Raw genomic sequence first — 23,184 nt, 5'->3', positions numbered from 1 at the left:
ATGTGTGTTTATTTTTTGATAACCTTTTCAGTGGTTATATTTTTATTTTTTGTAAGGATTTTGATAAGATAAATTCCCGGAACCAGATTGCTCATATTTACAATCCCAGAATTCCCTTCCGAAAGTTTTTGTCCTGAAATATTGTAAACTTCATACTTTTCCAGTCCCTCTTTCATTTTGATCGTTACAGACCCTGTAGTAGGGTTTGGATATACCTTTATACCCTTTGATGCATCCTTGGAAACCTCTGTAGTTGAAAGGTTTTCCGGCTGTACATTAATGGTATAATCCTCTGCCTGACCGATGAACCAACCTGACGGACATGGTAAATTCTCCAACGTTCCCATCCATGAGCTGGATTCATAAGCTTTTACCAACCTGAAACGGGTTACTCCCAATAATGCATTGGCAGGGATGGTAATTGTTTCGGAAGTCACCCCTGATTCATGACCAGAAACAGGATTTGAATTATCCAAATACCCAAGATTAAACTTTTCATCAGCATCAAACTGATTGTTATGATTAAAATCGATATAGGCATAGGCTGAAACGGTTGCCTGACCATGAGTTCCTCCGGTTACTGTTATTGGATAACCACTTCCGCGGTTTACATTGAAAACAGTTCCTGTAAAGTCTTCCATTACAGATGAATTTCCATCAATAGGACTTTCGTTCGTTATCCCAACAAACTCCACCTTACTTATTTCGCTTACTGTAAGGCTTGTTATATTTTCAGAACCACAGTACGGTGCCGGAAATCCTGAGCTTCCTCCTGAAATATTCACTGTATAGTCTTCAGTCTGTCCCGCTCTTAAGCCCTGATCGCAAGCTGAATTGATTGAATTCTGAGCATTTGGATCCGAATAAGCCGATACATTTGTATTTTTAAGAATTCTCATTCTTTTGCTCCCACCAGAAACATTGGACGGGATTGTAATCGTACTATCAATTGTAAAAGCATTTGCAGGATTAGCAGCAGCCAATCTACCTATAAAAAAGCTCTCTCCAGCATCATCAAAGTTACCGTTCTGATTAAAATCAATGTATACCACTACATCACTTGGAAACGTACTTGATGGTCCTTTTACAGATATAGGATATGAATTCCCTGCTATCAGATCCGTAGAAATTGAAGTAAAATCCTCATATTCCGGAGCTGTTGAAGAATTCATTGTTGATGCATTGTTAATGCTTCCAAAGGTTACATTACTTATCATGTTGCTGCTGGCACCATATTGAAATGCAGGAGCACAATATTGAGCATCCATTAGTCCGCATAAAATGATAGCAGAAAGAGTAGTTAGTTTTCTCATGAAGTTCTTAATTTGATTGAGACAAATTTATATTTATTTAGAATCAATAAAAATAAGAACAAGGTGACATTTATCAGTTTATTAATATTTAGTATAAATTGATTTTCAAATAATCAATAAAGTCCAAACGAATTGTATAATTATCAATCAGTTTGGGTCGTCATTATTTAGATTTATTTTTAAACAATATCAGCGGAATTATTGAGATAGAATAATTTCCCTGAATTTTCGTCTGCAATCTTCATATTTATTTAGTAAATACTTCCAACTTTTAGGCTGCATTAGCGTTGTTAAGTTGTAGTCTTCCTTATCCTTCATCAGGCAATCCTCCACCACTATTTTCCATATCAATAACAGTCTCTAATTTTTCTATGTGCTAAAAATTATGTTTTTAATTCATATTTTCAATAAGAATTGCTGAAGCGCCACCACCTCCGTTACAGATGGCCGCAATACCATATCGTCCTTTTTCCTTTCGCAAAACGTTTACTAAAGTCACTATAATCCTTGCTCCTGAAGCCCCGATTGGATGTCCAAGTGCCACTGCTCCCCCATAAACATTTACCCGATCCAAATCATATCCCAGAATTTGCTGATTGGATAAAATTACAGAAGAATATGCTTCATTAATTTCAAAGTAGTCAATATCCGACAAACTGAGCCCTGACTGTTTCAGTACTTTTTGAATGGCTATGGATGGAGAAGTTGTAAACCATTCCGGAGATTGGGCAGCATCAGCATAGGTAACGATTCTCGCTAACGGCTTCAAATCATGTTCTTTTACCGCTTCTGAGGACGCCAGCAATATTGCAGCCGCTCCATCATTCAGATTACTTGAATTAGCCGCTGTTAGTGTACCGTCATTTTCAAAGGCGGGCTTTAAAAGTGATATTTTTTCAGGAATGAGTTTATCAATATCTTCATCTCTATCTATAAGTGTTGTCCCTTTTTTCCCTTCAATCGATATGCTGATCAATTCGTTATTGAATTTATTACCGGTGGCAGCCTCTTGTGCTTTTTTATAGGAAAGCAATGCATAATCATCCAGTTGCTGCCTCGTCAGTCCGTATTTTTTCACGCCAAGTTCTGCTGCACTTCCCATATGAAAATCATTGTACACGTCCCACAAACCATCTTTAATAAGCCCATCTACAAGAACGCCGTTACCTAACTTCAGCCCTTTGCGCAGGTAATTGTAATGAGGGACATTGCTCATGCTTTCCATCCCACCAGTCATCACAATATTCTCCAAGCCAAGTTGAATTTGTTGGGATCCTATCATCGCAGCTTTCATTCCTGAAGCACAAACCTTATTGATTGTGGTAGCATCCTTATCTACCGGAATCTTGGAAAAAATAGCTGCCTGTCTCGCGGGTGACTGCCCTACACCTGCTCCCAAAACGTTCCCCATATACACGCTATCTATATATTCGGGAGAATCCAATGTACCTTCATAGGTATTCTGTATCGCTATAGCCCCTAATTGAGGAGCTGTAAACTCTGACAAACTTCCCATGAAACCTCCTATAGGAGTTCGTTTTGCTGCAATAATAAATGCTTCTTTCATATTTTCACTGATTTAAATATACCAATCGGTATTATTTCGATTAAAAAAAATCTCCTTGATTGGAGTATAGTACAAATATAGCTAAAATATACCAATCGGTATATTAGTGATTAAAAAAATATCCTACCTATTTATGGTAAGATATGCAATTTTTAGTCTCTGCTTAATTGATCTAATTTTTTCAATAAGGTTGGGATTCTATAAGGGCCATGCATTTGTTCCACGTTATGCTTAACTTCGTCTACATCAATCCCTTTGGCTGTAATAAATAACGGAGTTTTACTTTCTCCCCGAACAACATGTCTTCGCTGTAAATCAGGAGTAGTAAACTCATTCTTGGCAATCCCTACAACTGCAATTTTTTCTTGCAGTGCCTCATAGAGATGTCCACCCAGGCCAATTTTACCCTCATTATCGAGAGTAACATAGCCATCAACGATGATAATGTCACCATCCTTTAATACAATCTTATCCAACAAACTTAAGATGCATGGTAATTCTCTTTTATAAAAAGCACCGCTTTCATATCCGGAATTGATGTCTGTTTGTTCAGTAAATGTTTCTATTTCCCTTTCCGAGGTCCAGTTATCAAAAGCAATACACACGGTATTGGCGTAGTCCTCATAATAGTAGGTATCAAATGCGTAAATCATTTTATCAATTTCCCAAGCACGGGGAATTCAAAATTATTTATTAATCCTTAAAAGCTTGTTAATTGGGCTTATTGATTCGGGCTTGCCAATCTTTATGGTTCATTTCAAACTTAATCTCTCCCTTTCGATGGCTTCCGATATCTGTCCATCCAGATTTTCTGAAGAAAGTTTCGGCTCTTCCTCCTAGTAAAGTTCCAAGCCAGATAGTATCTTTTTTCTGCTCAATATTGCTGGGACATACAAAGACAAAAAGTTCTTCTTGCAAACTTTATGTCTTTGTTCTCCCAACTTATTTTAAAGTTCTTATTGTTTTCTGTCTACTACAATTCTATCCGCTCTGTTAGCAATATCCCAGGCTGTGGTAAAAATAAGCTGGGTTCTTTTTTCTAACAGTTTATAATCAATCTTTTCAGGATCATCTGTTGGCTTGTGATAATCTTCATGAATACCGTCAAAGAAAAATGCTACAGGAACATTGTTTTTCGCAAAATTATAATGGTCTGAACGATAGTATAATTGTTCCGGATCATTAAGATCATCGTATTTATAGTTTAATTCCAGATTATTGGTTCTCTTGTTGGCAGCTTCATTAATAACTTTAAGCTCAGAACTTAGCATATCGGAACCAATTACATACACATACTGCTTCCCTCTGTTGGCAGGATCATCACGACCGATCATATCAATATTAAGATCTACAACAGTGTTTGCTAAAGGAAAAACAGGATTGTCTGTATAATATTCTGAGCCAAATAAGCCATGCTCTTCTCCCGTAACATGCAGGAACAGAACAGATCTTTTAGGACCCTTACCTGCTTTTTTAGCTTGCTGAAAAGCCTTTGCCATCTCCATTACGGCAACAGTTCCACTCCCATCATCATCAGCGCCATTATATACCGTGCCATTTTTTGTTCCCACGTGGTCATAATGTGCAGAAACTACAACAATTTCCTCCGGCTTCTCGCTCCCTTCTATGAAAGCCAGAATATTTTCAGAATCCGGAAGGTTTCCGCCACCTCTTTTCTTCATAAAGTCTGACGGAACTTTCTGATAATAAGACCCTAGTGCCTTAGGATGAGAAACTCCTAAACTTTTATAATAGTTAACAATATACTCTCCCGCCTTCTTTTGTCCTTTACTTCCCGTATCTCTGCCCTCCATTTCATCGGAGGCGATAACGTACAGGTTTTTCTTCAGATCATCAGCCTTAATCATATTATAAGCATCTGTAAATGCCTTGTTATGCTTTGTAGAAACAGGGTGTGATGATGCACCATCAGAAACCTGTGCCGTCCCGCAACTGATCATTACAGCAACGGAAAATAGCGGAATAAGTATTTTTTTCATAGAGAATAAATTTCTTAAAAATAACAATTTTTATTGAATCCAAAGGAAAACTTACAAATTGCCGCTCACTTAATTGCAATTTTTAAATATATCGAAACAAAAACAAGCAATCAACACCACAACATTTAATAATCAAGACAAAACAATATCTATTTTTCATTATATTTGATAAAATACAATATGAATGAAAAAAATTCACGGATTTACTCATTATTCCTTTTTCACGGAAATGTCTGAGCTGGCTTCAAAGCATGGAAGCTTTGATCTTTCTTTAGGCCTTCCAGACTTTGATATTGATGAACGATTGAAATCATTTTTAAAAGAATCTGCAGACCTCGATACCCACAACTACGAACCGCTTGCCGGAAGCCCATTATTGATCGAGAATATTATGATTTTTAATGCAAAAAGGGAAAATAAAATCCAACTTAGAAGTCATGAAATCACCATTGTCCCTTGTGCAACCTTTGCTTTATATACTGCACTTCAATCTATTTTAAATCAGAATGATGAAGTTATTATAATCCAACCGTCTTACTATACCTATGGACCTTCAGTAGTAATGAATGAGGGCGTCCCTGTCTATTATGACCTTGAAGAAAATTTTACAATAAACTGGGAACTTTTTAAAAACTGTATTTCGGGAAAAACCAAGGCCATCATCATTAATTCTCCACAAAATCCAACGGGAAAAATTTGGAAGCAGGAGGACTGGAATCAACTGTATGAGTTCATCAAGGACCAGGAAATTTATTTAATTTCAGAAGAAATCTATGACACTTATTGTTATGATGAAGCTGAACATTACAGTTCATTTATACATCCTGAGCTAAGAAAAAGGACTTTTTGTATTTTTTCCTTTGGCAAAATGTTCCATACATCAGGATGGAAAGTGAGTTATATGCTTGCTTCTGAAGAATTGACCGCTTTGTTCAGAAGTCACCAGCAATATATTTCCTATAGTGCAAATGCTCCTGCGCAATATGCTTTGGCAAGGTATCTGGAAGTATTTGATCCTGCCATAAATAAAAGAATAATGCAGAAAAAAAGAGATATCTTTTATGAACTGCTCAAAGAAACCCCTTTAGAAATTGAACAAAAAGCCGAGGGAAGTGTTTTTCAGGTGGTCAATTTCAGGAATGTCTCCAAAACCATGACTGATGTAGAGTTTTCAAAATGGCTGACCATTGATAAAAAAGTAGCATGCCTACCACTTTCCGCCTTTTATAACTCAAGACAAAACTCAGATTATATTCGATTTAGCTTTGCAAAAAAGGATGAAGTAATTGTACAGGCATTGGAGCATCTCAGAAAAAATCTTTAATACCAAGAGCAACAAAAGAAATTTCTGAAACAATTTTCAAAGATAAAAAAAGCACCACAATTGCGGTGCTTTTTTCTATTTCTATTGATCTTAAAGGGCAAGAACCCTTACATCAATTCTCCTGTTTTTTGCTTTACACTCGTCTGTGTCATTGGCTTCACAAATCGGATGCTGTGAGCCATATCCCTCTGCTTCTACCCTATCTGCAGACACTCCCAGTTCCAATAGCTTAAGTTTTGCAGTCTGCGCTCTTAGGTTTGAAAGTTGCAGGTTGCTTTCCTCATTACCACTGTTATCGGTATATCCACCCAGTTTTATTTTCAGATCAGGATAGGCATTCAGAAGCTCAGCAAGATTATTCAATTGTAATTCATAGCCAGCCTTCAGATCACTGGATCCTGTTTCAAAATAAAGGTTTTCAATGGTATACCAGTTATTAGGATCTAAAGCCGCCTTATCCTTTTGATTAACAACATTATACAATTGATAAAGCTGGCTTGCTTCTCCTATTGCAATTGTTTTCCCTCCTTTTAGCTTTACTTTTTGAATATTTCCGGTTTCATATACAAAGTCTCCATTTTCATTAAGGTGTCCTTTCACTTCAGCAGAAACAGCAGGACTTGTTGTAATACCTCCATGAGTATCTGAAGTGCTTGAAATTCCGGTTAAGCTTTCAATCTTAGCTTTTCTGTTGGCTTCAATTTTATCTTTATGTACAACAGCCAGCGTAGGTGCAATAACCAACGAAACAATTGACATTAGCTTAATCAGAATATTCATTGATGGTCCTGAGGTATCTTTAAACGGATCTCCAACTGTATCCCCAGTTACTGATGCTTTATGAGGTTCTGAACCTTTATAATAGGTTTGCCCGTTAATGTCTACTCCTTTTTCAAATGATTTTTTAGCGTTATCCCAAGCTCCACCGGCGTTATTCTGAAACATTCCCATTAGAACACCACAAACGGTAGCTCCTGCCAAAAACCCTCCCAATACTTCAGGTCCAAAGATAAACCCGATTAGTAATGGTGAAATAATTGCAATAGCTCCAGGTAGCATCATCTTTCTGATAGATGCATCTGTAGAAATAGCCACACATTTTTCATATTCAGGTTGTGCCTTACCTTCTAAAATCCCCGGAATTTCACGGAACTGTCGTCTTACTTCCTCTACCATTGCCATAGCGGCTTGTCCAACTGCTGTAATCGCTAAGGATGAGAAGATGAAAGGAATCATTCCTCCTACAAATAATCCTGCCAAAACATCTGCTCTATAAATATCAATCCCATCGATACCTGCAATCCCTACGAATGCTGCAAACAATGCCAAGGCCGTTAATGCAGCAGAAGCAATAGCAAATCCTTTTCCTGTAGCCGCTGTTGTATTTCCTACAGCATCCAGAATGTCTGTTCTTTCACGAACCTCCTTAGGAAGCTCACTCATTTCAGCTATCCCTCCGGCGTTATCTGCGATGGGTCCAAAGGCATCAATAGCCAGCTGCATTGCTGTAGTAGCCATCATTCCGGCAGCTGCAATAGCCACACCATACAAACCTGCACATAAATAAGAGCCATAGATTCCTCCTGCCAATACAATAATCGGAAGTAATGTTGATTCCATTCCGACAGCAAGTCCTCCGATAATATTGGTTGCATGCCCTGTGGAAGACTGTCTCACAATACTGGAAACAGGTCTTTTTCCCATGGCTGTATAATATTCTGTAATGATACTCATAAGTGTTCCCACCACTAAACCTACCATTATTGCTCCGAAAACACCCATTTTGGTAAATTCATGGCCTCTTAGAACCATTTTTTCAGGAAGAAGATAAGTTACAAGAAAATAGGAAGATATGGCGGTAATAACAATACTTCCCCAGTTTCCCAGATTCAATGCGTTTTGTACACTGGATGTGGATGAACCCTCGCTATCATTAATTTTCACGAACAAAGTTCCTATCATTGAAAAAATAATTCCTGTTCCTGCGATCAACATGGGTAATAAAATTGGTGCAAAGCCTCCGAATGAATCGTCAGAAATGGTCTCTCTTCCTAAAACCATTGTTGCCAAAACTGTTGCTACATAGGACCCAAAAAGGTCAGCACCCATTCCTGCAACATCTCCTACATTATCTCCTACATTATCAGCAATTGTAGCCGGATTTCTAGGATCATCCTCAGGAATTCCTGCTTCTACCTTGCCTACCAGATCCGCTCCTACGTCTGCAGCCTTTGTATAGATACCTCCGCCTACTCTTGCAAAAAGCGCAATAGATTCTGCTCCCAAAGAAAATCCGGTAAGAATTTCAATCGTTCTTTCCATTTCATGGGAATCTACTGTAGCATCCGGTGCAAAAATCTGCTTAATGATTAAGAATAAAGCACCTAATCCTAACACTGCCAGTCCGGCAACTCCCATCCCCATTACGGAACCTCCTGTAAAAGAGACCTTCAGGGCCCTTGCTAATGATGTTCTTGCCGCTTCTGCAGTTCTTACATTGGCTTTTGTAGCAATCTTCATCCCAATAAATCCTGCCAAGGCAGAAAATATAGCACCCATCACAAAGGCAAGTCCTATACTCCAGTGGGAGTTCGCATTACTGGAACCCATTACGGCCAATAAAATAGCTACGACGACCACAAAGTAGCTTAAAATTTTATATTCAGCCTTTAAAAAAGCCATTGCACCATCAGCGATATGACCACTGATAATTTTCATTTTTTCATTTCCGGCATTCTGTTTATTGACCCAGTTGCTTTGAAAAAATGTATAAAGCAAAGCTATCACACCAAAAACCGGAATTAAATAGAACAAATCCATAGTTTATTATTTTTATATTAAAAAATTGTAATTAGTTTTATAAATATAACAAAATTATAAATACATTATAAGATCAAACCGTAATAATACTTTATTTCGTAGATTTGTTTATCACCATAAAATGAATTAAATAATTATGAAAAACTACATTTACATTCTTTTATTGGCAATATATATGAGTAGTTGTCAGAACAGAGTTCCACAGGAAAAGGCAGATATTATTTATTTTGGAGGTTCGATTTTGACAATGGAAGATCTTTCTCCCAACGTTGAAGCTGTAGCCATAAAAAACGGAAAAATACTTTTCACAGGGACAAAATCAGATACCGATCGTTATTCAGAAGCAGCAACAAAAATGATTGATCTTCATGGCAAAACCCTACTTCCTGGATTTATAGATGTTCACGGTCACCTGACTTCAAGAGCGGGAATTATGGATGCTGTAGATCTCTCTCCAGATCCTTATGGCACTGTAAATTCTATTAAAGATCTACAGAACACGATTATAAATTATCTTAAAGAAAAGAAAATAGCCGATAAACAGCCTATTATCGGAAATGGATATGATGATGCTATCATGACAGAACACCGCCATCCGACAAGAGGAGAACTGGATGCTATCAGTAAGACCAATCCAATAATGGTTATTCATGCTTCCGGTCATGCCAGTGTGGCCAACAGTGCCATGCTGAAATATCTGGAAATACCTGAATCCATAAAAGACCCTGAAGGCGGTCATTTTGGAAGAGATAAAAAAACCGGAAAACTTAATGGAAAACTGGAAGAAAATGCGAGCTTCAAAGCATTGTTGACTTTAACTGAAAAAATAAATAAAGGGAAAGATACCCAAGCACAAGCGATACAAAATCTGATAAAAGCTCAGGAAGAATGGTTGAGCTATGGGCAAACTACTATTTGTGACGGAAGAACGATGGGAGAAAGTGTAGCTCTTTTACAAAATGCAGCATCTCAAAATCTTTTTAAAGCAGACATAGTGTATTTTCCAGATTATGAATATTTTAAAAATGATTTTAATACTTTCAAACCAAAGTATATGCACTATGACAATCATTTAAAATTAGCAGGATTCAAGTTTTCAGATGATGGATCTCCGCAAGGTAAAACAGCATGGCTCACACAGCCTTATTTGGTACCGCCTGAAGGCCAATCCAAGGATTATAAAGGTTTTCCAATCTTTACTGATGAAACATTATACACAGACCTGAAAACGTTGTTTCAAAATCATATTACAGCACAACTTCATGTGAACGGTGATGCTGCAATAGACCAGGCAATACGGGTTATTCAACGATTAAAGGACGAAAATATTTACAAACCCGAATTGCGTGCCACGCTGATTCATGTACAAAACAGCCGTCCTGATCATATTCAAAAAATAAAGGAACTGGGAGTTATTCCATCTTATTTTTCTACCCATACTTATTTATGGGGTGACTGGCATTATTCTAGTGTTTTTGGTCCTGAACGAGCCTCTTTTATAAGCCCTGCCAATTCTGCATTAAAGGCTGGAATTACTTTTACGATCCATCATGATTCTCCCGTTACTCCACCCGACCTGATTACTGCGGTATATGCGGCCGTGAATAGAAAGACACGCTCAGGAAGAATTCTTGGACCTGATGAAAGAATTACTCCTTTGCAGGCGTTAAAGGCAATTACCATTAATGGAGCTTATCAATTGCAAGAAGAAAATAGAAAGGGTTCTATTAAAACCGGAAAATTGGCTGATTTTGTGATACTTGATCAAAATCCTTTAACCATAGATCCTGAAAGAATCCGAGATATCACTGTTCTGGAAACCATAAAAGAAGGGAAGTCTGTATATAAAAGAAATTAAATTTTCCTATCAACATCCATAAAATAAAAAGGCAGACGAAAATTCGTCTGCCTTTTTATTATGTTTCGAAAGAAATTCTTATCCTCCGAATTTATCTGCGTAGTCTGTTTGAGAAGCTTTAATAACTTTTCTTGCATGTTCAGCACCATACACTTCTTGAATTCTGCATTTTGCAGGCTCATCCGGTAGGTTTTTGTATGTTAAGAAATAGTGCATTAATCTTTTTACTTCTGCTTCAGGCAGTTCAGTAATATCTCTGAAGTGTCCGAAAGCATGGTCATTGATCATTACCGCAACGATTTTATCATCAGCCTCTCCTCCGTCGATCATTTTGAAACCACCGATTGGAATAGCTTCCATCAATAAACCTCCTGCGTGAATATTGTGAGAACTTAAAACACAAATATCAAGTGGATCATGATCTCCCATTGTAACATCAGTAGCTCCTGCTTCTACAGCAAGTCTCATCACTTCTTTATCACAATATGTTCTTGGAACAAAACCATATAAAGCAGGGATGATGTTAGAGAACTTCTGAGGTCTGTCTACTTTTAAATATCCTGTTTCTTTATCTACTTCATATTTAATAGTATCTGAAGGAACAATTTCCACAAATACATTTACAACATTTGGCGCATCTTCTCCTGCAGAAATTCCGTGCCATGGATGTGCTTTAAAATTTGGAATCATTATTTATCTGTTATTTTTTAAGTTATTATTAAAATTTCTTTTCTTAAATCCTCTATTGTGATTGTAATATAATCATCACTTTCCATATAGTTCATGATAAAAATAGTTTTGAACTCGTCCAGTTCAACCTCTCCTTTCAATCCGTTATAGGTAGTATGAAGTAAATCAATAATTGCATTTTTGGAATCTACAATATTCTTCCATGAATGCTTTGTAAGGTATAATTGCTGTGAAGAATTATACTCAAATTCTTCATTAATTGACTTTTCTGTAAGGAAAATAAACTCATGAACAGCCAATCCTCTATCAAATCTCTGAATAAGATTGGATGGCTTTATCCTGTCCAGAAACAACGTCATTCTCTCATAAGAGTGCGCTTTGTTCTCTGAATTTGACTTCACGGTAAGCAGTTTGATTTCCTGATTTTTAAGGGTAATGTACGAGTGTACAAATTGTCTAAGCAAAACCAGAAAAGGAATTGCAATAATTAATGCAAATGCATACGGTAGATATCCTGAAAAACTCGCCATAATTTTAGGATGCAAAATTACTAATATTTTCTGATATTACAGTTCAAATAACGCAGGTCTTTGTGTAACTTCATGATAGCAAACACTGTTTTCATCAAAAAAGTGGTACACAAGGCTTTTTCTGGTTCTGTTTTTATCGGTATGAGGCTCGCCACCATGAAGAATATTGGCATGCCATATCAATAAGTCTCCTTTTTTGGCTCTGAAAATTTCCTTTTTCAGACCCATTTCCTTTACTTTATTTTCAAGGAATTCTTCGTAAGCCTTATAGCTTTTCTTCCCGATTCTTAAAGCATTTCCTTCATTATCGTAATCGGAATTTAAGAAATAAGGAAGTTTATGACTTCCTGGAATGTAGTGCAGTGCTCCGTTATTTTCATCCACATCTTCCAGGGCAATCCACACTCCCAAAAGTCCTCCCAAAGGATAGGTAGTCATATGAATACTATCTGAATGGGTCTTTTGCTGGCTTCCGTTAATGAAATTGATGCTCTGAAACAATTTTGCCTTACCATCCAGTAAGACAGACAAAAACTCTAACAAGTCTTCATCACTTCCAATATTTTTAATAATTTCAGAGTGATGAATGGCAAACATCAGTTTTCCGCCATAGCGAAACTTCAAGGTACCATCCTGCATCAATTTTTCAATCTCTGTATTAATTTTCTCTGCAGTATCAGGGCTTAGAAAATTTCTTAGGATCATATATCCATTATCGTCATATTGAGCTGCACTTTTCTGATTTTCCTCCGACAGGTTTTTAAAAAAAGCAGTGGATGTTAGCTTATCTTTATGAATTGCTCTTTCTACATCTGGAAGGTGTGCAAAATCTGAACTGGAAATGGGAGAAAAATAACTCTTCTTTACTCCATATTTTTTATACAATGGAATATTGTGCTTCAACTTATCTTTATGAAAAAAATTGTATATGATATAGGGAAGCTTATAATTCCTGATAAATTTTAGCATGATTAATTATTTTCTATAAAGTTACCTGTTTTTCGTAAAGACAAGCTTAATTATTTTACTGATAATATTCAGTTTCTGATGGCTTATGATGGAAAAAAAATATTCCTTGGCTCCAAATCTTTCGTTAAAAGAAGCAACACTCGGAACATTACTTCCCATAAAGTCAAAGCTCTTTTCCTCAATACATTTCTGAAGCTGATAATCTATTGCTATGGAGGGCAAATTTTTATTCTCAAGTTGAGAGGAATTGATAAACATACTAAGATAATCCGTTTCTTCCCCGCAGTACATTGCTACAAATGATTGGATATTACCTTTATACTTCACCGTAAATGTTTCCATAAGTCCGGTTTCTATCAGCTTCATCACGGTATTCCAATAGACTTTTTTAAGGGGCATTTTGTCTATTCCCCTTACATTTTGGAGAAAAAAATCTTCAACATGAGTATTGAAATCTATCTTGTTGTTAAATTCAGCATTGGTCTGGATATCTTCGGTGTGCCTAACGTTTCTCCGCCTATGAATATGGTACTTTTTTTTAACGTCTTCATAGTTATTTTTAGGGAGTAAATATGATTTTTTCTTTTGGGTATCCACAGGAAAACCATTGTCCTTATTAAATGCGTAGAAAGAAATGGCAAAATTCTTTTTCAAAAATTCAAAAAAAGATAAGTTGACTTCAGGGTCATCCACTTTTGAAAAAATACCCAACTGATGGCAAAGTGCGGGCATCTGGATAATTTTAATTCCAAAATTGCTGGACCATGCTATTGGCATTACAGCTTCATAATCCTTATAAATCAAAAGTCCCCAATTTTTACCTGCAACGATATTTAAAAAATCCTTTCGGGCAAAATCCGAGAGCTGACATGCCTCGGATAAAGATTTTTGATATTTTACAAAATCAATTTCATCGTATTTCAATCTCTTAATCATAATAATCCTTCGTCCGAAAAGCTAAAATAGGAATCTTGTGTAACAATAATATGGTCTAAAAGCTGAATGCTTAGTACTTTTCCTGCTTCCTTTATTTTTTGTGTAATATTAATATCCTCCTTACTTGGCTTTAAGCTTCCCGAAGGATGGTTGTGTGCAATGATAACGCCTGTTGAAAAATGTTCCAAAGCGGTTTTAAACAATACCCTCACATCAACAATGGATTGGCTTATACCTCCCTGTGTTAACTGTGAAATATGAATAACTTTATTGCTATTATTCATAAAAATGGCCCAAAACTCCTCTGTTCTTAAATCTGATAATTGGTTTTTAAGAATTGAATAAGCATCATGGCTGTTTCCAATGATTGCTTTCTCCGGAATTTCCTGCCCGGATCTTCTTCTTCCGATTTCCAATGCGGTGATGATAGAAATAGCCTTTGCCTCACCTACTCCTTTGAATTTAATTAAGTCCTTTACAGAAAGCAGACTTAATTGATGCCAACTATTATTGACCGAGGCTAAAATCTTTCTCGATAATTCCAAAACGCTCTCATCTCTGCTTCCACTTCCCATAATGATAGCCAGCAGCTCCGAATCAGAAAGTACACTCTTGCCTTTTTTCAAGAATTTTTCACGGGGCCTGTCGTCTTCAGCAAGAAATTTTATAGACATGAGATAAGGTGTACATTAGACATTATAAATTAGTAGAAGGCATATAAAATAATCGGCTGTCTTGATTTATCAATAAGCTTTGCCGTTTCTTTAAAAGCATTTATGGAAAGCATTGGACATCCTAAGCTTAAACATGCAGGATTCCGAGACTCCACGTCCGGAACACACCCAAATGAATGAAGAACAATGGCTCTTTTCATTGCATTATTATTGGTTGGGTCCAATCCTTTTAAACGATAGGCTTTTCCAAATTGCCCTACGTAACTTTCTCCAATTTCATATTTTCCTAAGGAAGATTGATATGAGCCCTCAATATTACTGAATTTCAAAGCATTTGACTGAGGAGTTACAGATCCTGAACCATGAGAAACTATAGCTTTTTGAACTATTTTATCATTTTTCAGATCATAGATGAAATAGCGGTATTTTCCTGATGAAATTTTGAAATTAATAAATACAGCCAAGTCCTGGTTGTAATCTTTATCCTTGATATAGCTTTTAATTTCCAAAATCTTTGATTGAGGCACGTCTACTGCATTCGTCTGTTGTGATTCAATTTTTGAACAGGAAATTAAAAATATTAAAAGAAAAATAAAATGTTTCATCATCCGTGTAAATACTGCTATTCTACAATCATACCATCTTTCATAACGAGTTTACGGTCTGTAATTTCAGCAAGATTTGGATTATGCGTTACAATCACAAAGGTCTGATTATATTTATCTCTAAGGTCAAAAAATAACCTATGAAGATCATCTGCATTTTTTGAATCCAAATTTCCCGTTGGCTCATCAGCAAAGATAATTTTAGGTGAATTGATTAAAGCTCTTGCAACAGCTACCCTTTGTGCTTCTCCACCCGAAAGCTGGTTAGGTTTATGATTAAGTCTTTGCTCAATTTTCAGATCTTCAAATAAAGCGTAGGCCTTTTCAATAGATTCTTTCTCGTTTGCTCCTGCAATCCTTGTAGGAAGCAACACATTTTCCAAAGCGGTAAACTCCGGAAGAAGCTGATGAAACTGAAACACAAAACCAATATTCTGATTCCTGAACTTCGACAACTGCTTGTCATTCATATTAATAAATGATTCTCCTGCTATTTCAATTTCAGTATCAAATTTTCCGGATTGCGTTGGATGATCCAAGGTTCCTAAAATCTGCAGCAATGTCGACTTACCTGCTCCCGATTCTCCCACAATAGAAACAACTTCTCCTACCTTGATATGAATATCAACTCCTTTCAGTACTTCTAAATTCCCATAAGATTTATGGATATTTCTTGCTTTAATCATGTTTCAAAAATAGTAACATATTGTCGATTTTACAACAAATTATATTAACATTATTTGTATTAAAACAAAAAACCTCCCAGATTGGGAGGTTTTTATTATTTCTACATTAGAAATTACAGTAACAATGTTAATGGGCTTTCTAAATAAGTTCTTAAAGTTTGTAGGAACTGAGCTCCTGTAGCACCGTCTACTACTCTGTGGTCACACGCTAATGATAACTTCATGGTGTTTCCAACTACGATCTGGCCATCCTTAACGATTGGCTTCTCGATAATTGCTCCTACTGAAAGGATCGCAGAGTTAGGTTGGTTGATGATACTTGTAAATGTTTCAATTCCGAACATTCCAAGGTTAGAAATAGAGAATGTAGATCCTTCCATTTCATTAGCCTTAAGACCTTTGCTCTTAGCTCTTGAAGCCATATCTTTTACAGAGGCTGAAATCTGAGTGTAAGACATTTGGTCTGTATTCTTCAATACAGGAACTACCAATCCGTCAGGAATAGCTACTGCTACACCCACGTTGATATTTCCTCTGTGAATGATCTTATCTCCAGCCCAGCTTGAATTTACCTGTGGGTGTTTTCTTAAAGCAATAGCTGTTGCCTTAATGATCATATCATTGAATGAAATCTTCGTATCCGGTAAAGAATTGATTTCTTTTCTAGCCTCAATTGCTTTATCCATGTTGATCTCAACCATCAGATAGTAGTGAGGAGCAGAGAATTTACTTTCAGAAAGACGTTTTGCAATAATATTTCTTACCTGAGAGTTTGGAGTCTCTGTATCTTCTCCCTGAACGAAGTTTACTGCAACTTGTGCAGCAGCAGTGCTTGAAGCCGGAGCTGAAGCAGTTGGTTTCGCCTGAGATGGCTGATAATTTTCAATATCTTTTTTAACGATTCTTCCGTTTTCTCCTGAACCTTGAACACTGTGAATATCAACTCCTTTATCCTGAGCCATTTTCTTAGCTAGTGGGGAAATTGCCACTCTTTCAGAAGATGAAGAATCAACAGCTGGAGCAGTTTTCTCTTCAGTTTTAGCTTCTGTCTTTTGTTCAGTTGGTTTTTCTGAAGATTGAGCAGCAGATTTTGAAACTCCTACAGCGGAAACATCAGTTCCTGCAGGGCCTATAATTGCCAATACAGAATCAACCGGAGCACCAGCTCCTTCTTCTACACCTTGCTTCAATAGTACTCCATTGAATTCAGATTCGAAATCCTGTACTGCTTTATCTGTTTCAATTTCAGCAAGAAGATCACCTTCTTTTACTGTATCTCCAACATTTTTGTGCCACTTAGCTACTTTACCTTCTGTCATTGTATCAGAAAGTCTTGGCATAGTAATAACTTCTACTCCTGCCGGAACATCAGCTGTAGCAGTTTCAACAGCTTCTGTCTTAGGTTGTTCTTCTGATTTTGTTGCTTCAGAACCAGCACTGGGAGCAGCTGCTCCACCTATTAAGCCTGAAATATCTTCTCCCTCATTACCGATGATTGCTAAAATAGAATCAACAGCAGCAGCAGCGCTTTCTTCTACACCAATATATAAAAGAGTACCTTCTACCTCAGATTCGAAATCCTGAACAGCTTTGTCAGTTTCAATTTCAGCTAAAATATCTCCTTCCTTTACTTTATCTCCTACTTTTTTATGCCATTTCGCCACTTTACCTTCCGTCATAGTGTCGGAAAGGCGGGGCATCGTAATTACTTCTGCCATAATTTTTATTAATTTGAAAATTTAGCAATCTGAAAATTTGAAAATTAAAAAAGTAACTGTTATAGTCTCATTTTCAAGTTTTCAAACTGTCAAATTAACTCATTATCTTTTAGTTTTCTAATTTGTCTAAGAATGGATAGTTTTCCTGAGCGTACACATATTCATATACTTTCTCAGCATCTGGATACGGAGAATTTTCCATGAATTCGATACATTCTTCAACAAAGTCTCTAGACTTGTTATCCATAGCTTCCAATTCTTGTTCTGTAGCCCATCCGTTTTCTAAAATTCTGTGTTTTACCAACTCGATTGGGTCATCATTTTTGTGAATTGCTACTTCTTCCTTAGATCTATAAGGCTCAGCATCAGACATAGAGTGTCCTCTGTAACGGTAAGTTCTTGCTTCAATGAACGTTGGCCCGTCTCCTCTTCTTGCTCTTTCAATAGCCTCATAAGCAGCTTCAGCTACTTTTACAGGATCCATTGCATCTACAGCAAGACAAGGCATTTCGTATCCTAATCCTAATTTATAGATATCTTCGTGGTTAGCAGTTCTTTTTACAGAAGTTCCCATTGCATATTGGTTGTTTTCTACAACAAATACTACAGGAAGTTTCCAGTTCATTGCCATGTTGAATGTTTCATGCAATGAACCTTGTCTTGCAGCACCATCTCCGAAGAAACAGATATTCACCGCTTTTCTGTCAAAATATTTATCTGCAAAAGCAATACCTGCTCCTAAAGGAATTTGTCCTCCCACAATACCATGACCTCCGTAGAAACGGTGTTCTTTGCTGAAAATGTGCATAGAACCACCCATACCACCAGAAGTTCCGGTAGCTTTACCGCAAAGTTCTGCCATGATTCTCTTAGGATCTACTCCCATCGCCATTGGATGGATGTGGCATCTGTAAGCAGTAATCATGCTGTCCTTTGTCAGATCCATTGCATGTGTGAAACCAGCAGGAATCGCTTCCTGACCGTTATACAAATGTAAAAATCCTCTGATCTTTTGTTTTAGGTAAAGAGAACGGCATTTGTCTTCAAACCTTCTCCACATTGTCATATCTTCATACCACTTCAGGTATACCTCTTTAGAAAATTCTTTCATGTGTTAGCTCTTGCTTTTTTATGATGAAATAGTTGAGCAAAATTATGAAAAAAACTTTGTTTTTATTCTATACATAGATAACTTTTCGCTTTTTCTGTAAAATCTATTTGCAGGCCGAATGGATTATTCTTAATTTTCGACCCAAAGAAAGACTCAGAAAGCAGCATTTTATCTACTGCTTTTTTATTGTCATGTATAATGAATCAGCCTATCCATCTGGCTTCGCGGAAATAATAAATAATGCAGAACCTCAGGAATACACTACATTTCACCTCTCTCTCTCTTTCACCTTTAATTATTGTTAATATATCTTTTGGTTATTTCAACAACCTCTTTTCTGGGGAAAAATCCGTAAGTTTCAGAATTCTGTCTTCAATTTCATTAACAAAATTACCATATTGTTTTGCTGTTTGTATCTTAATGTCTTTCCATTCTTTATCTGTCATAAATCCTTGCCACGCTGTTTTCATTACATTCTCGTCTTTCCATTCAAGAAGATAAACAAACTCTGTTTTTTCATTAAACTCAGATTCCCATATTGACACAATCGTAAAACCATATTTCTTCATTATTCTAAGAGCATGATCTCTAAACCGATCTAAAAATATCTGTTTATTTTCCTTTGAAATCTCATAAATCCTTAATTGATGAATGGGAGAAGAATCTTTTTGGGAAGCCTCCTGTCCAAAGACCGAACTCCCGAAAACAATCAATAATACAATAAATATTTGTTTCATTATAGTAGATATTAAATGAATACTCGTAAAAATAAAACCTGCTTTTTCTTGAAAACAGATTAATTAAAGTTATGAATTTCAAGAAATACTTATTATTAATTTTAAAAGGAAAAGATTTTGTGTATCTACACAATCATCCTTAATTTTCTATATTCCATCTTTCTTGCCTCACTTGTTTTTTGAGCTGATAGTCTTATATTTGATTTTTAAACTTTAATATGGAAGAAAAAAAGTCTTCATTGCTGCATAAAACATCAAAGGTTATTTCCGATTTCTTCAATCCTCTGGTTTCCCTGATCATCTTTTTTGTTTACATGAGCACCAGAGAGTATACTGCTAAGGAATCTTTCCTTTACTTTCTTCCCGTATTACTAATGATCATCATTCCTGTCGTTGTTTGGCTGATATGGAATGTAAAAACCGGAAGATATACCAATATGGACGTCTCTAACCGCGTTCAGAGAAAGACATTATATATATTTATTGCAGCCTGTGTCATTGCCTATCTTGCTTTTAATTATATCAAGAATGGGTATATTGATCTGGTAATGCTATTTATTTTAATTCTGCTTTTTTGTCTTCAGGTCAGCAATTTTTTTATTAAAAGTTCCATGCATACTTCATTTAATATATTTGTAGCTGCATTATTTTTTACTTTAGACTGGAAAATGGGACTAATTTGGCTAGGAATAGCTATTTTGGTAGGGGTTACCAGGGTTATTTTAAAAAGACACACCGTAAAAGAAGTATTTATGGGTGCCGGAATAGCTTTTATGGTATCTTTTATTTATCTTTATTGCAATATACAATTTCAACATTAGAAGAATATATGAAAATCAATCATCTTACTGCCGCAGAAGAAAACTTTATGAAGCTGTTTTGGAAAATGGAATCTTTCTATCTGAAGGACGTTATGGAGCAGCATCCGGAACCGAAACCACACCAAAACACGGTTTCCACATATTTGAAAATATTAGTTGAAAAAGGCTATTTATCTACAGTAAAGGAAGGAAGAATCTTTAAGTATACCGTAATTGTTCCTTTTGAAGAATATAAAAAATTCTTATTGAAAGAACTTTCGCACAACTTTTTTAATGATTCAGGAAAGGAAATTCTGGAGTTTTTATTCAATGAAAAATTAATATCACAGAATGACCTAAAAGGTTACTTTGATCTTAAAATTGAAATTAAGCCTGCAAAAATTATTGAGGAACCAAAGTTTGAGGTTGCTGAAGAGATATTAAATCCGAAGAAAGAAAAGAAAGTTAAAATCAGCAAGGATAAGGAAAAAGATAAAAAGAAGAAGAAAAAGAAACAATAAAAAAAGCGGCTTAAAAGCCGCTTTATATTTTTACCAACGATTTCCACCGCCGTTACCTCCACGGCTATTTCCACCGTATCCACCACCGTTACCTCCACGGTTGTTTCCGTAACCACCACCTCTGTTGTTGTCAAAGCTTCTTCTTGGCTTCTCTTCTCTTGGCTTAGCTTCAGATACGTTTAATGTTTTACCGTTGAATTCTTTTTGATTAAGAGCTTCAATAGCTTGCTTTCCTTCTTCATCACCCATTTCTACGAAACCGAAACCTCTAGAGCGACCAGTCTCTCTGTCTGTAACGATTTTAGCTGATGATACATCCCCAAATTCTGCGAATAGATCGTGCAACTCATACTCTTTAGTTGCGTAATTGATGTTTGAAACAAAAATGTTCATTTTGAATAAATTAAAAAATTAATAAAAATTTGGTATATAAAAGAAAAACAACATAAATTAATGAACAAATATTGATTCCAAATATAAACGTATGCAAGATACAATTAAAAATGTCAAATCAAAGCTTTTTTTTAAATGTTTCTCACTTTAGTTTGAATTTAAACATATCACACACTTATAACACCACTTAAAATAATTGATTATCAATCATTTAAATAATGAAATTAACAAAAGTTAAAGTTAGTTAATGTAACAAAAAATCAGCAGGTAATTATAAGGATTAATTACACATCACTACCTTTATTAATAAGGTAAACATATAAAATCATTCATTTATAGATTATCATCATCATAAATCTTGACATCACCTGATCAAAATGACATTTAAAAAGCAAGGAATAGTATTATATTTATAAACTTGTTTTAACACACTCTCATTATGTTATGAAGCAACACACCACCAATTATATTAATACGTTCATTGAGGTTGCCGAAGACTGCCCGACTTTCCATGCACAAATACCGCCGCAAAAGGAAGAAAAAACCTTGGCCAATCTTCAATATGAACAAATCAGCAAACATCCTTATCAATATTCTTCCGATGATATTATTTTTGACTGTTATTCTTTTAAAAATGGTATTTCAGAGAATGAAAAACAGGAAGCCAGAAATCAATTCTTTTCCAAAGGTCAGGCTTGTCTACGATCCTCTCCCCTAGCCAAAAGATATGGATTTGGAATTCATCATAACCTTGAGGGAAAAGTGGCCATCTTTCCTATAGAAAGTGAAGAATATCAAAAACTGCTTAATGACCCCTCTATTGCGAAAACAAAAGCGATGCGCTCCAAAAGAAAATGATTGAGAAAATGAATAATTCTTTTCAGATCAATATATGTGGTTCTTTTGACAACTCCAGCTTTTAACACTAAATTTGTACTGCAAATTATTTAAGAATATGAACTATCATACTAGAAAATGGGTTAAACCCGAAGATTTAAATCCTAATCACTCTCTTTTCGGAGGAAGACTACTACAATGGATTGATGAAGAGGCTGCGCTATATGCTATTATTCAATTGGAAAACACAAAGGTTGTTACCAAGTTTATTTCAGAGATCAATTTCGTAAGCTCAGCAAAACAAGGTGACATTATAGAAATAGGAATTGAGGCATCTCATTTCGGCTCCTCTTCCATTACTCTAAAATGCAACGTTCGAAACAAAATGACCCATCAAACCATCATTACTGTTGATAAAATTGTGATGGTTAATCTGGACAGCGATGGAAATCCTGCTCCTCATGGTAAAACTCAAATTGAATTTGTAAAAGACAGATTAAATAGCGGACAATGAAGATTTTCATAAAGAACATGGTCTGTAGCAGGTGTATTGCTGCTGTGGAAACAATCTTTAGTAATGCGGATGTAAAAACAAGCTCCGTTATACTGGGAGAAGTTGAAACAGATGCAGAAATCCCTGTCGGTACCATGCAATCCATTGAAGAAAAACTTCTGGAAACCGGTTTTGAAAGAATTATGGATTCCGCACATCAACTTGTTGAAAAAATCAAAAACCTAATCATTGTAAAGGTCCGTGAGCTGGATATTGATGAAGATTTCCTACTTTCCGAATTTTTAAGCTCAAAACTTCATAAAGACTATAGCTCGCTTTCAAAAACATTCTCCCAAAACGAGAATATTACCCTGGAACAGTTTTTTATTCTTCAAAAAATAGAAAAAGTAAAGGAACTACTTCTATATAATGAGTTCAACCTTACTGAAATTGCAGGAAAATTGGGTTACAAGAGTGTACAGCACCTTTCTTCTCAATTCCGAAATGTTACAGGTTTTACTCCTACTGAATTCAAGAAGTTAAAGGACCATCACAGAAAACCACTAGACAATCTTTAAAGTGTAAGAGTCGGAGCGTGGGAG

At 35.9% G+C, this 23,184-nt stretch carries 24 protein-coding genes; 7 read left to right on the top strand and 17 right to left on the bottom strand.

Annotated features, from left to right (window positions below):
• Nucleotides 1-8: 8 nt before the first annotated feature.
• The 5 genes from EG359_RS01745 to EG359_RS01725 all read right to left on the bottom strand — a co-directional run bounded on the left by EG359_RS01745 (nucleotide 9) and on the right by EG359_RS01725 (nucleotide 4,880).
• Complete coding sequence (locus tag EG359_RS01745; protein ID WP_076355602.1) at nucleotides 9-1,313, bottom strand: T9SS type A sorting domain-containing protein; 1,305 nt, start codon at nucleotides 1,311-1,313, stop codon at nucleotides 9-11.
• Nucleotides 1,314-1,704: 391 nt separating this feature from the next.
• Nucleotides 1,705-2,880, bottom strand: coding sequence for an acetyl-CoA C-acyltransferase (locus tag EG359_RS01740; RefSeq protein WP_076355604.1), 1,176 nt, complete (start codon nucleotides 2,878-2,880; stop codon nucleotides 1,705-1,707).
• A gap of 152 nt (nucleotides 2,881-3,032) precedes the next feature.
• Nucleotides 3,033-3,533 carry an endonuclease V gene (locus EG359_RS01735; protein ID WP_076355605.1) on the bottom strand — a complete coding sequence of 167 codons (501 nt, stop codon included), beginning with the start codon at nucleotides 3,531-3,533 and terminating at the stop codon, nucleotides 3,033-3,035.
• Between the two features lie 58 nt (nucleotides 3,534-3,591).
• Complete coding sequence (locus EG359_RS01730; RefSeq protein WP_076355608.1) at nucleotides 3,592-3,798, bottom strand: hypothetical protein; 207 nt, start codon at nucleotides 3,796-3,798, stop codon at nucleotides 3,592-3,594.
• Nucleotides 3,799-3,836: 38 nt separating this feature from the next.
• A complete protein-coding gene (locus EG359_RS01725) occupies nucleotides 3,837-4,880 on the bottom strand; it encodes a M28 family metallopeptidase (RefSeq protein WP_076355610.1) in 1,044 nt (347 codons plus the stop codon).
• Nucleotides 4,881-5,064: 184 nt separating this feature from the next.
• On the opposite strand from EG359_RS01725, the gene EG359_RS01720 reads away from it, so the two are divergent.
• Nucleotides 5,065-6,204, top strand: a complete 1,140-nt coding sequence (locus EG359_RS01720; protein ID WP_076355612.1) for an aminotransferase class I/II-fold pyridoxal phosphate-dependent enzyme — start codon at nucleotides 5,065-5,067, stop codon at nucleotides 6,202-6,204.
• 90 nt (nucleotides 6,205-6,294) lie between these two features.
• Here the strand turns inward: EG359_RS01720 and EG359_RS01715 are convergent, their stop codons facing one another.
• Nucleotides 6,295-9,024 (bottom strand): sodium-translocating pyrophosphatase, encoded by a 2,730-nt coding sequence (locus EG359_RS01715; RefSeq protein WP_076355614.1) that lies wholly within the window; start codon nucleotides 9,022-9,024, stop codon nucleotides 6,295-6,297.
• Between the two features lie 136 nt (nucleotides 9,025-9,160).
• On the opposite strand from EG359_RS01715, the gene EG359_RS01710 reads away from it, so the two are divergent.
• Nucleotides 9,161-10,882, top strand: a complete 1,722-nt coding sequence (locus tag EG359_RS01710; RefSeq protein ID WP_076355616.1) for an amidohydrolase — start codon at nucleotides 9,161-9,163, stop codon at nucleotides 10,880-10,882.
• Nucleotides 10,883-10,960: 78 nt separating this feature from the next.
• Here the strand turns inward: EG359_RS01710 and EG359_RS01705 are convergent, their stop codons facing one another.
• From EG359_RS01705 to EG359_RS01660, 10 genes are all read right to left on the bottom strand, one after another.
• Complete coding sequence (locus EG359_RS01705; RefSeq protein ID WP_045496234.1) at nucleotides 10,961-11,572, bottom strand: inorganic pyrophosphatase; 612 nt, start codon at nucleotides 11,570-11,572, stop codon at nucleotides 10,961-10,963.
• Between the two features lie 17 nt (nucleotides 11,573-11,589).
• On the bottom strand, nucleotides 11,590-12,102 hold the full coding sequence (locus tag EG359_RS01700) for a DUF7935 family protein (RefSeq protein ID WP_076355618.1): 513 nt from the start codon (nucleotides 12,100-12,102) through the stop codon (nucleotides 11,590-11,592).
• A gap of 36 nt (nucleotides 12,103-12,138) precedes the next feature.
• Nucleotides 12,139-13,071 (bottom strand): phytanoyl-CoA dioxygenase family protein, encoded by a 933-nt coding sequence (locus EG359_RS01695; protein ID WP_076355620.1) that lies wholly within the window; start codon nucleotides 13,069-13,071, stop codon nucleotides 12,139-12,141.
• A 21-nt stretch (nucleotides 13,072-13,092) separates the two neighbouring features.
• Complete coding sequence (locus EG359_RS01690; protein WP_076355622.1) at nucleotides 13,093-14,007, bottom strand: hypothetical protein; 915 nt, start codon at nucleotides 14,005-14,007, stop codon at nucleotides 13,093-13,095.
• A complete protein-coding gene (gene radC / locus EG359_RS01685; protein ID WP_076355623.1) occupies nucleotides 14,004-14,681 on the bottom strand; it encodes a RadC family protein in 678 nt (225 codons plus the stop codon). The genes EG359_RS01690 and radC overlap by 4 nt, the downstream gene beginning before the upstream one ends.
• A 29-nt stretch (nucleotides 14,682-14,710) precedes the next feature.
• On the bottom strand, nucleotides 14,711-15,289 hold the full coding sequence (locus tag EG359_RS01680) for a murein L,D-transpeptidase catalytic domain-containing protein (protein WP_076355625.1): 579 nt from the start codon (nucleotides 15,287-15,289) through the stop codon (nucleotides 14,711-14,713).
• 14 nt (nucleotides 15,290-15,303) lie between these two features.
• Nucleotides 15,304-15,972, bottom strand: a complete 669-nt coding sequence (locus EG359_RS01675; RefSeq protein WP_076355627.1) for an ABC transporter ATP-binding protein — start codon at nucleotides 15,970-15,972, stop codon at nucleotides 15,304-15,306.
• 113 nt (nucleotides 15,973-16,085) lie between these two features.
• A complete protein-coding gene (locus EG359_RS01670; protein ID WP_076355629.1) occupies nucleotides 16,086-17,690 on the bottom strand; it encodes a pyruvate dehydrogenase complex dihydrolipoamide acetyltransferase in 1,605 nt (534 codons plus the stop codon).
• A 109-nt stretch (nucleotides 17,691-17,799) separates the two neighbouring features.
• Nucleotides 17,800-18,801 (bottom strand): pyruvate dehydrogenase (acetyl-transferring) E1 component subunit alpha, encoded by a 1,002-nt coding sequence (pdhA, locus tag EG359_RS01665; RefSeq protein WP_076355631.1) that lies wholly within the window; start codon nucleotides 18,799-18,801, stop codon nucleotides 17,800-17,802.
• A gap of 317 nt (nucleotides 18,802-19,118) precedes the next feature.
• On the bottom strand, nucleotides 19,119-19,538 hold the full coding sequence (locus tag EG359_RS01660) for an NIPSNAP family protein (protein ID WP_076355633.1): 420 nt from the start codon (nucleotides 19,536-19,538) through the stop codon (nucleotides 19,119-19,121).
• Nucleotides 19,539-19,756: 218 nt separating this feature from the next.
• Between EG359_RS01660 and EG359_RS01655 the strand changes: the two genes are divergently transcribed.
• Entirely contained in the window at nucleotides 19,757-20,359 is a 603-nt protein-coding gene (locus EG359_RS01655) for a phosphatase PAP2 family protein (protein WP_084180478.1), read from the top strand.
• A gap of 8 nt (nucleotides 20,360-20,367) precedes the next feature.
• Nucleotides 20,368-20,859: a BlaI/MecI/CopY family transcriptional regulator gene (locus EG359_RS01650; protein WP_076355635.1), complete on the top strand. Its 492-nt coding sequence runs from the start codon at nucleotides 20,368-20,370 to the stop codon at nucleotides 20,857-20,859.
• Between the two features lie 30 nt (nucleotides 20,860-20,889).
• Here EG359_RS01650 and EG359_RS01645 read toward each other — a convergent pair whose 3' ends face one another.
• Entirely contained in the window at nucleotides 20,890-21,252 is a 363-nt protein-coding gene (locus EG359_RS01645; protein ID WP_076355637.1) for an RNA recognition motif domain-containing protein, read from the bottom strand.
• A gap of 444 nt (nucleotides 21,253-21,696) precedes the next feature.
• On the opposite strand from EG359_RS01645, the gene EG359_RS01640 reads away from it, so the two are divergent.
• From EG359_RS01640 to EG359_RS01630, 3 genes are all read left to right on the top strand, one after another.
• Nucleotides 21,697-22,110: a DUF6157 family protein gene (locus tag EG359_RS01640; protein ID WP_076355639.1), complete on the top strand. Its 414-nt coding sequence runs from the start codon at nucleotides 21,697-21,699 to the stop codon at nucleotides 22,108-22,110.
• A gap of 97 nt (nucleotides 22,111-22,207) precedes the next feature.
• A complete protein-coding gene (locus EG359_RS01635) occupies nucleotides 22,208-22,603 on the top strand; it encodes an acyl-CoA thioesterase (protein ID WP_076355641.1) in 396 nt (131 codons plus the stop codon).
• Nucleotides 22,600-23,160, top strand: a complete 561-nt coding sequence (locus EG359_RS01630) for a helix-turn-helix domain-containing protein (protein WP_076355643.1) — start codon at nucleotides 22,600-22,602, stop codon at nucleotides 23,158-23,160. The genes EG359_RS01635 and EG359_RS01630 overlap by 4 nt, the downstream gene beginning before the upstream one ends.
• Nucleotides 23,161-23,184 lie beyond the last annotated feature (24 nt).

Origin of the sequence: Chryseobacterium joostei, assembly GCF_003815775.1 — a bacterium.
GTDB classification, from domain to species: Bacteria; Bacteroidota; Bacteroidia; order Flavobacteriales; family Weeksellaceae; genus Chryseobacterium; species Chryseobacterium joostei.
The sequence above is the reverse complement of the archived record's forward strand: the minus strand, read 5'-3'. Positions and strand labels throughout refer to the sequence as shown.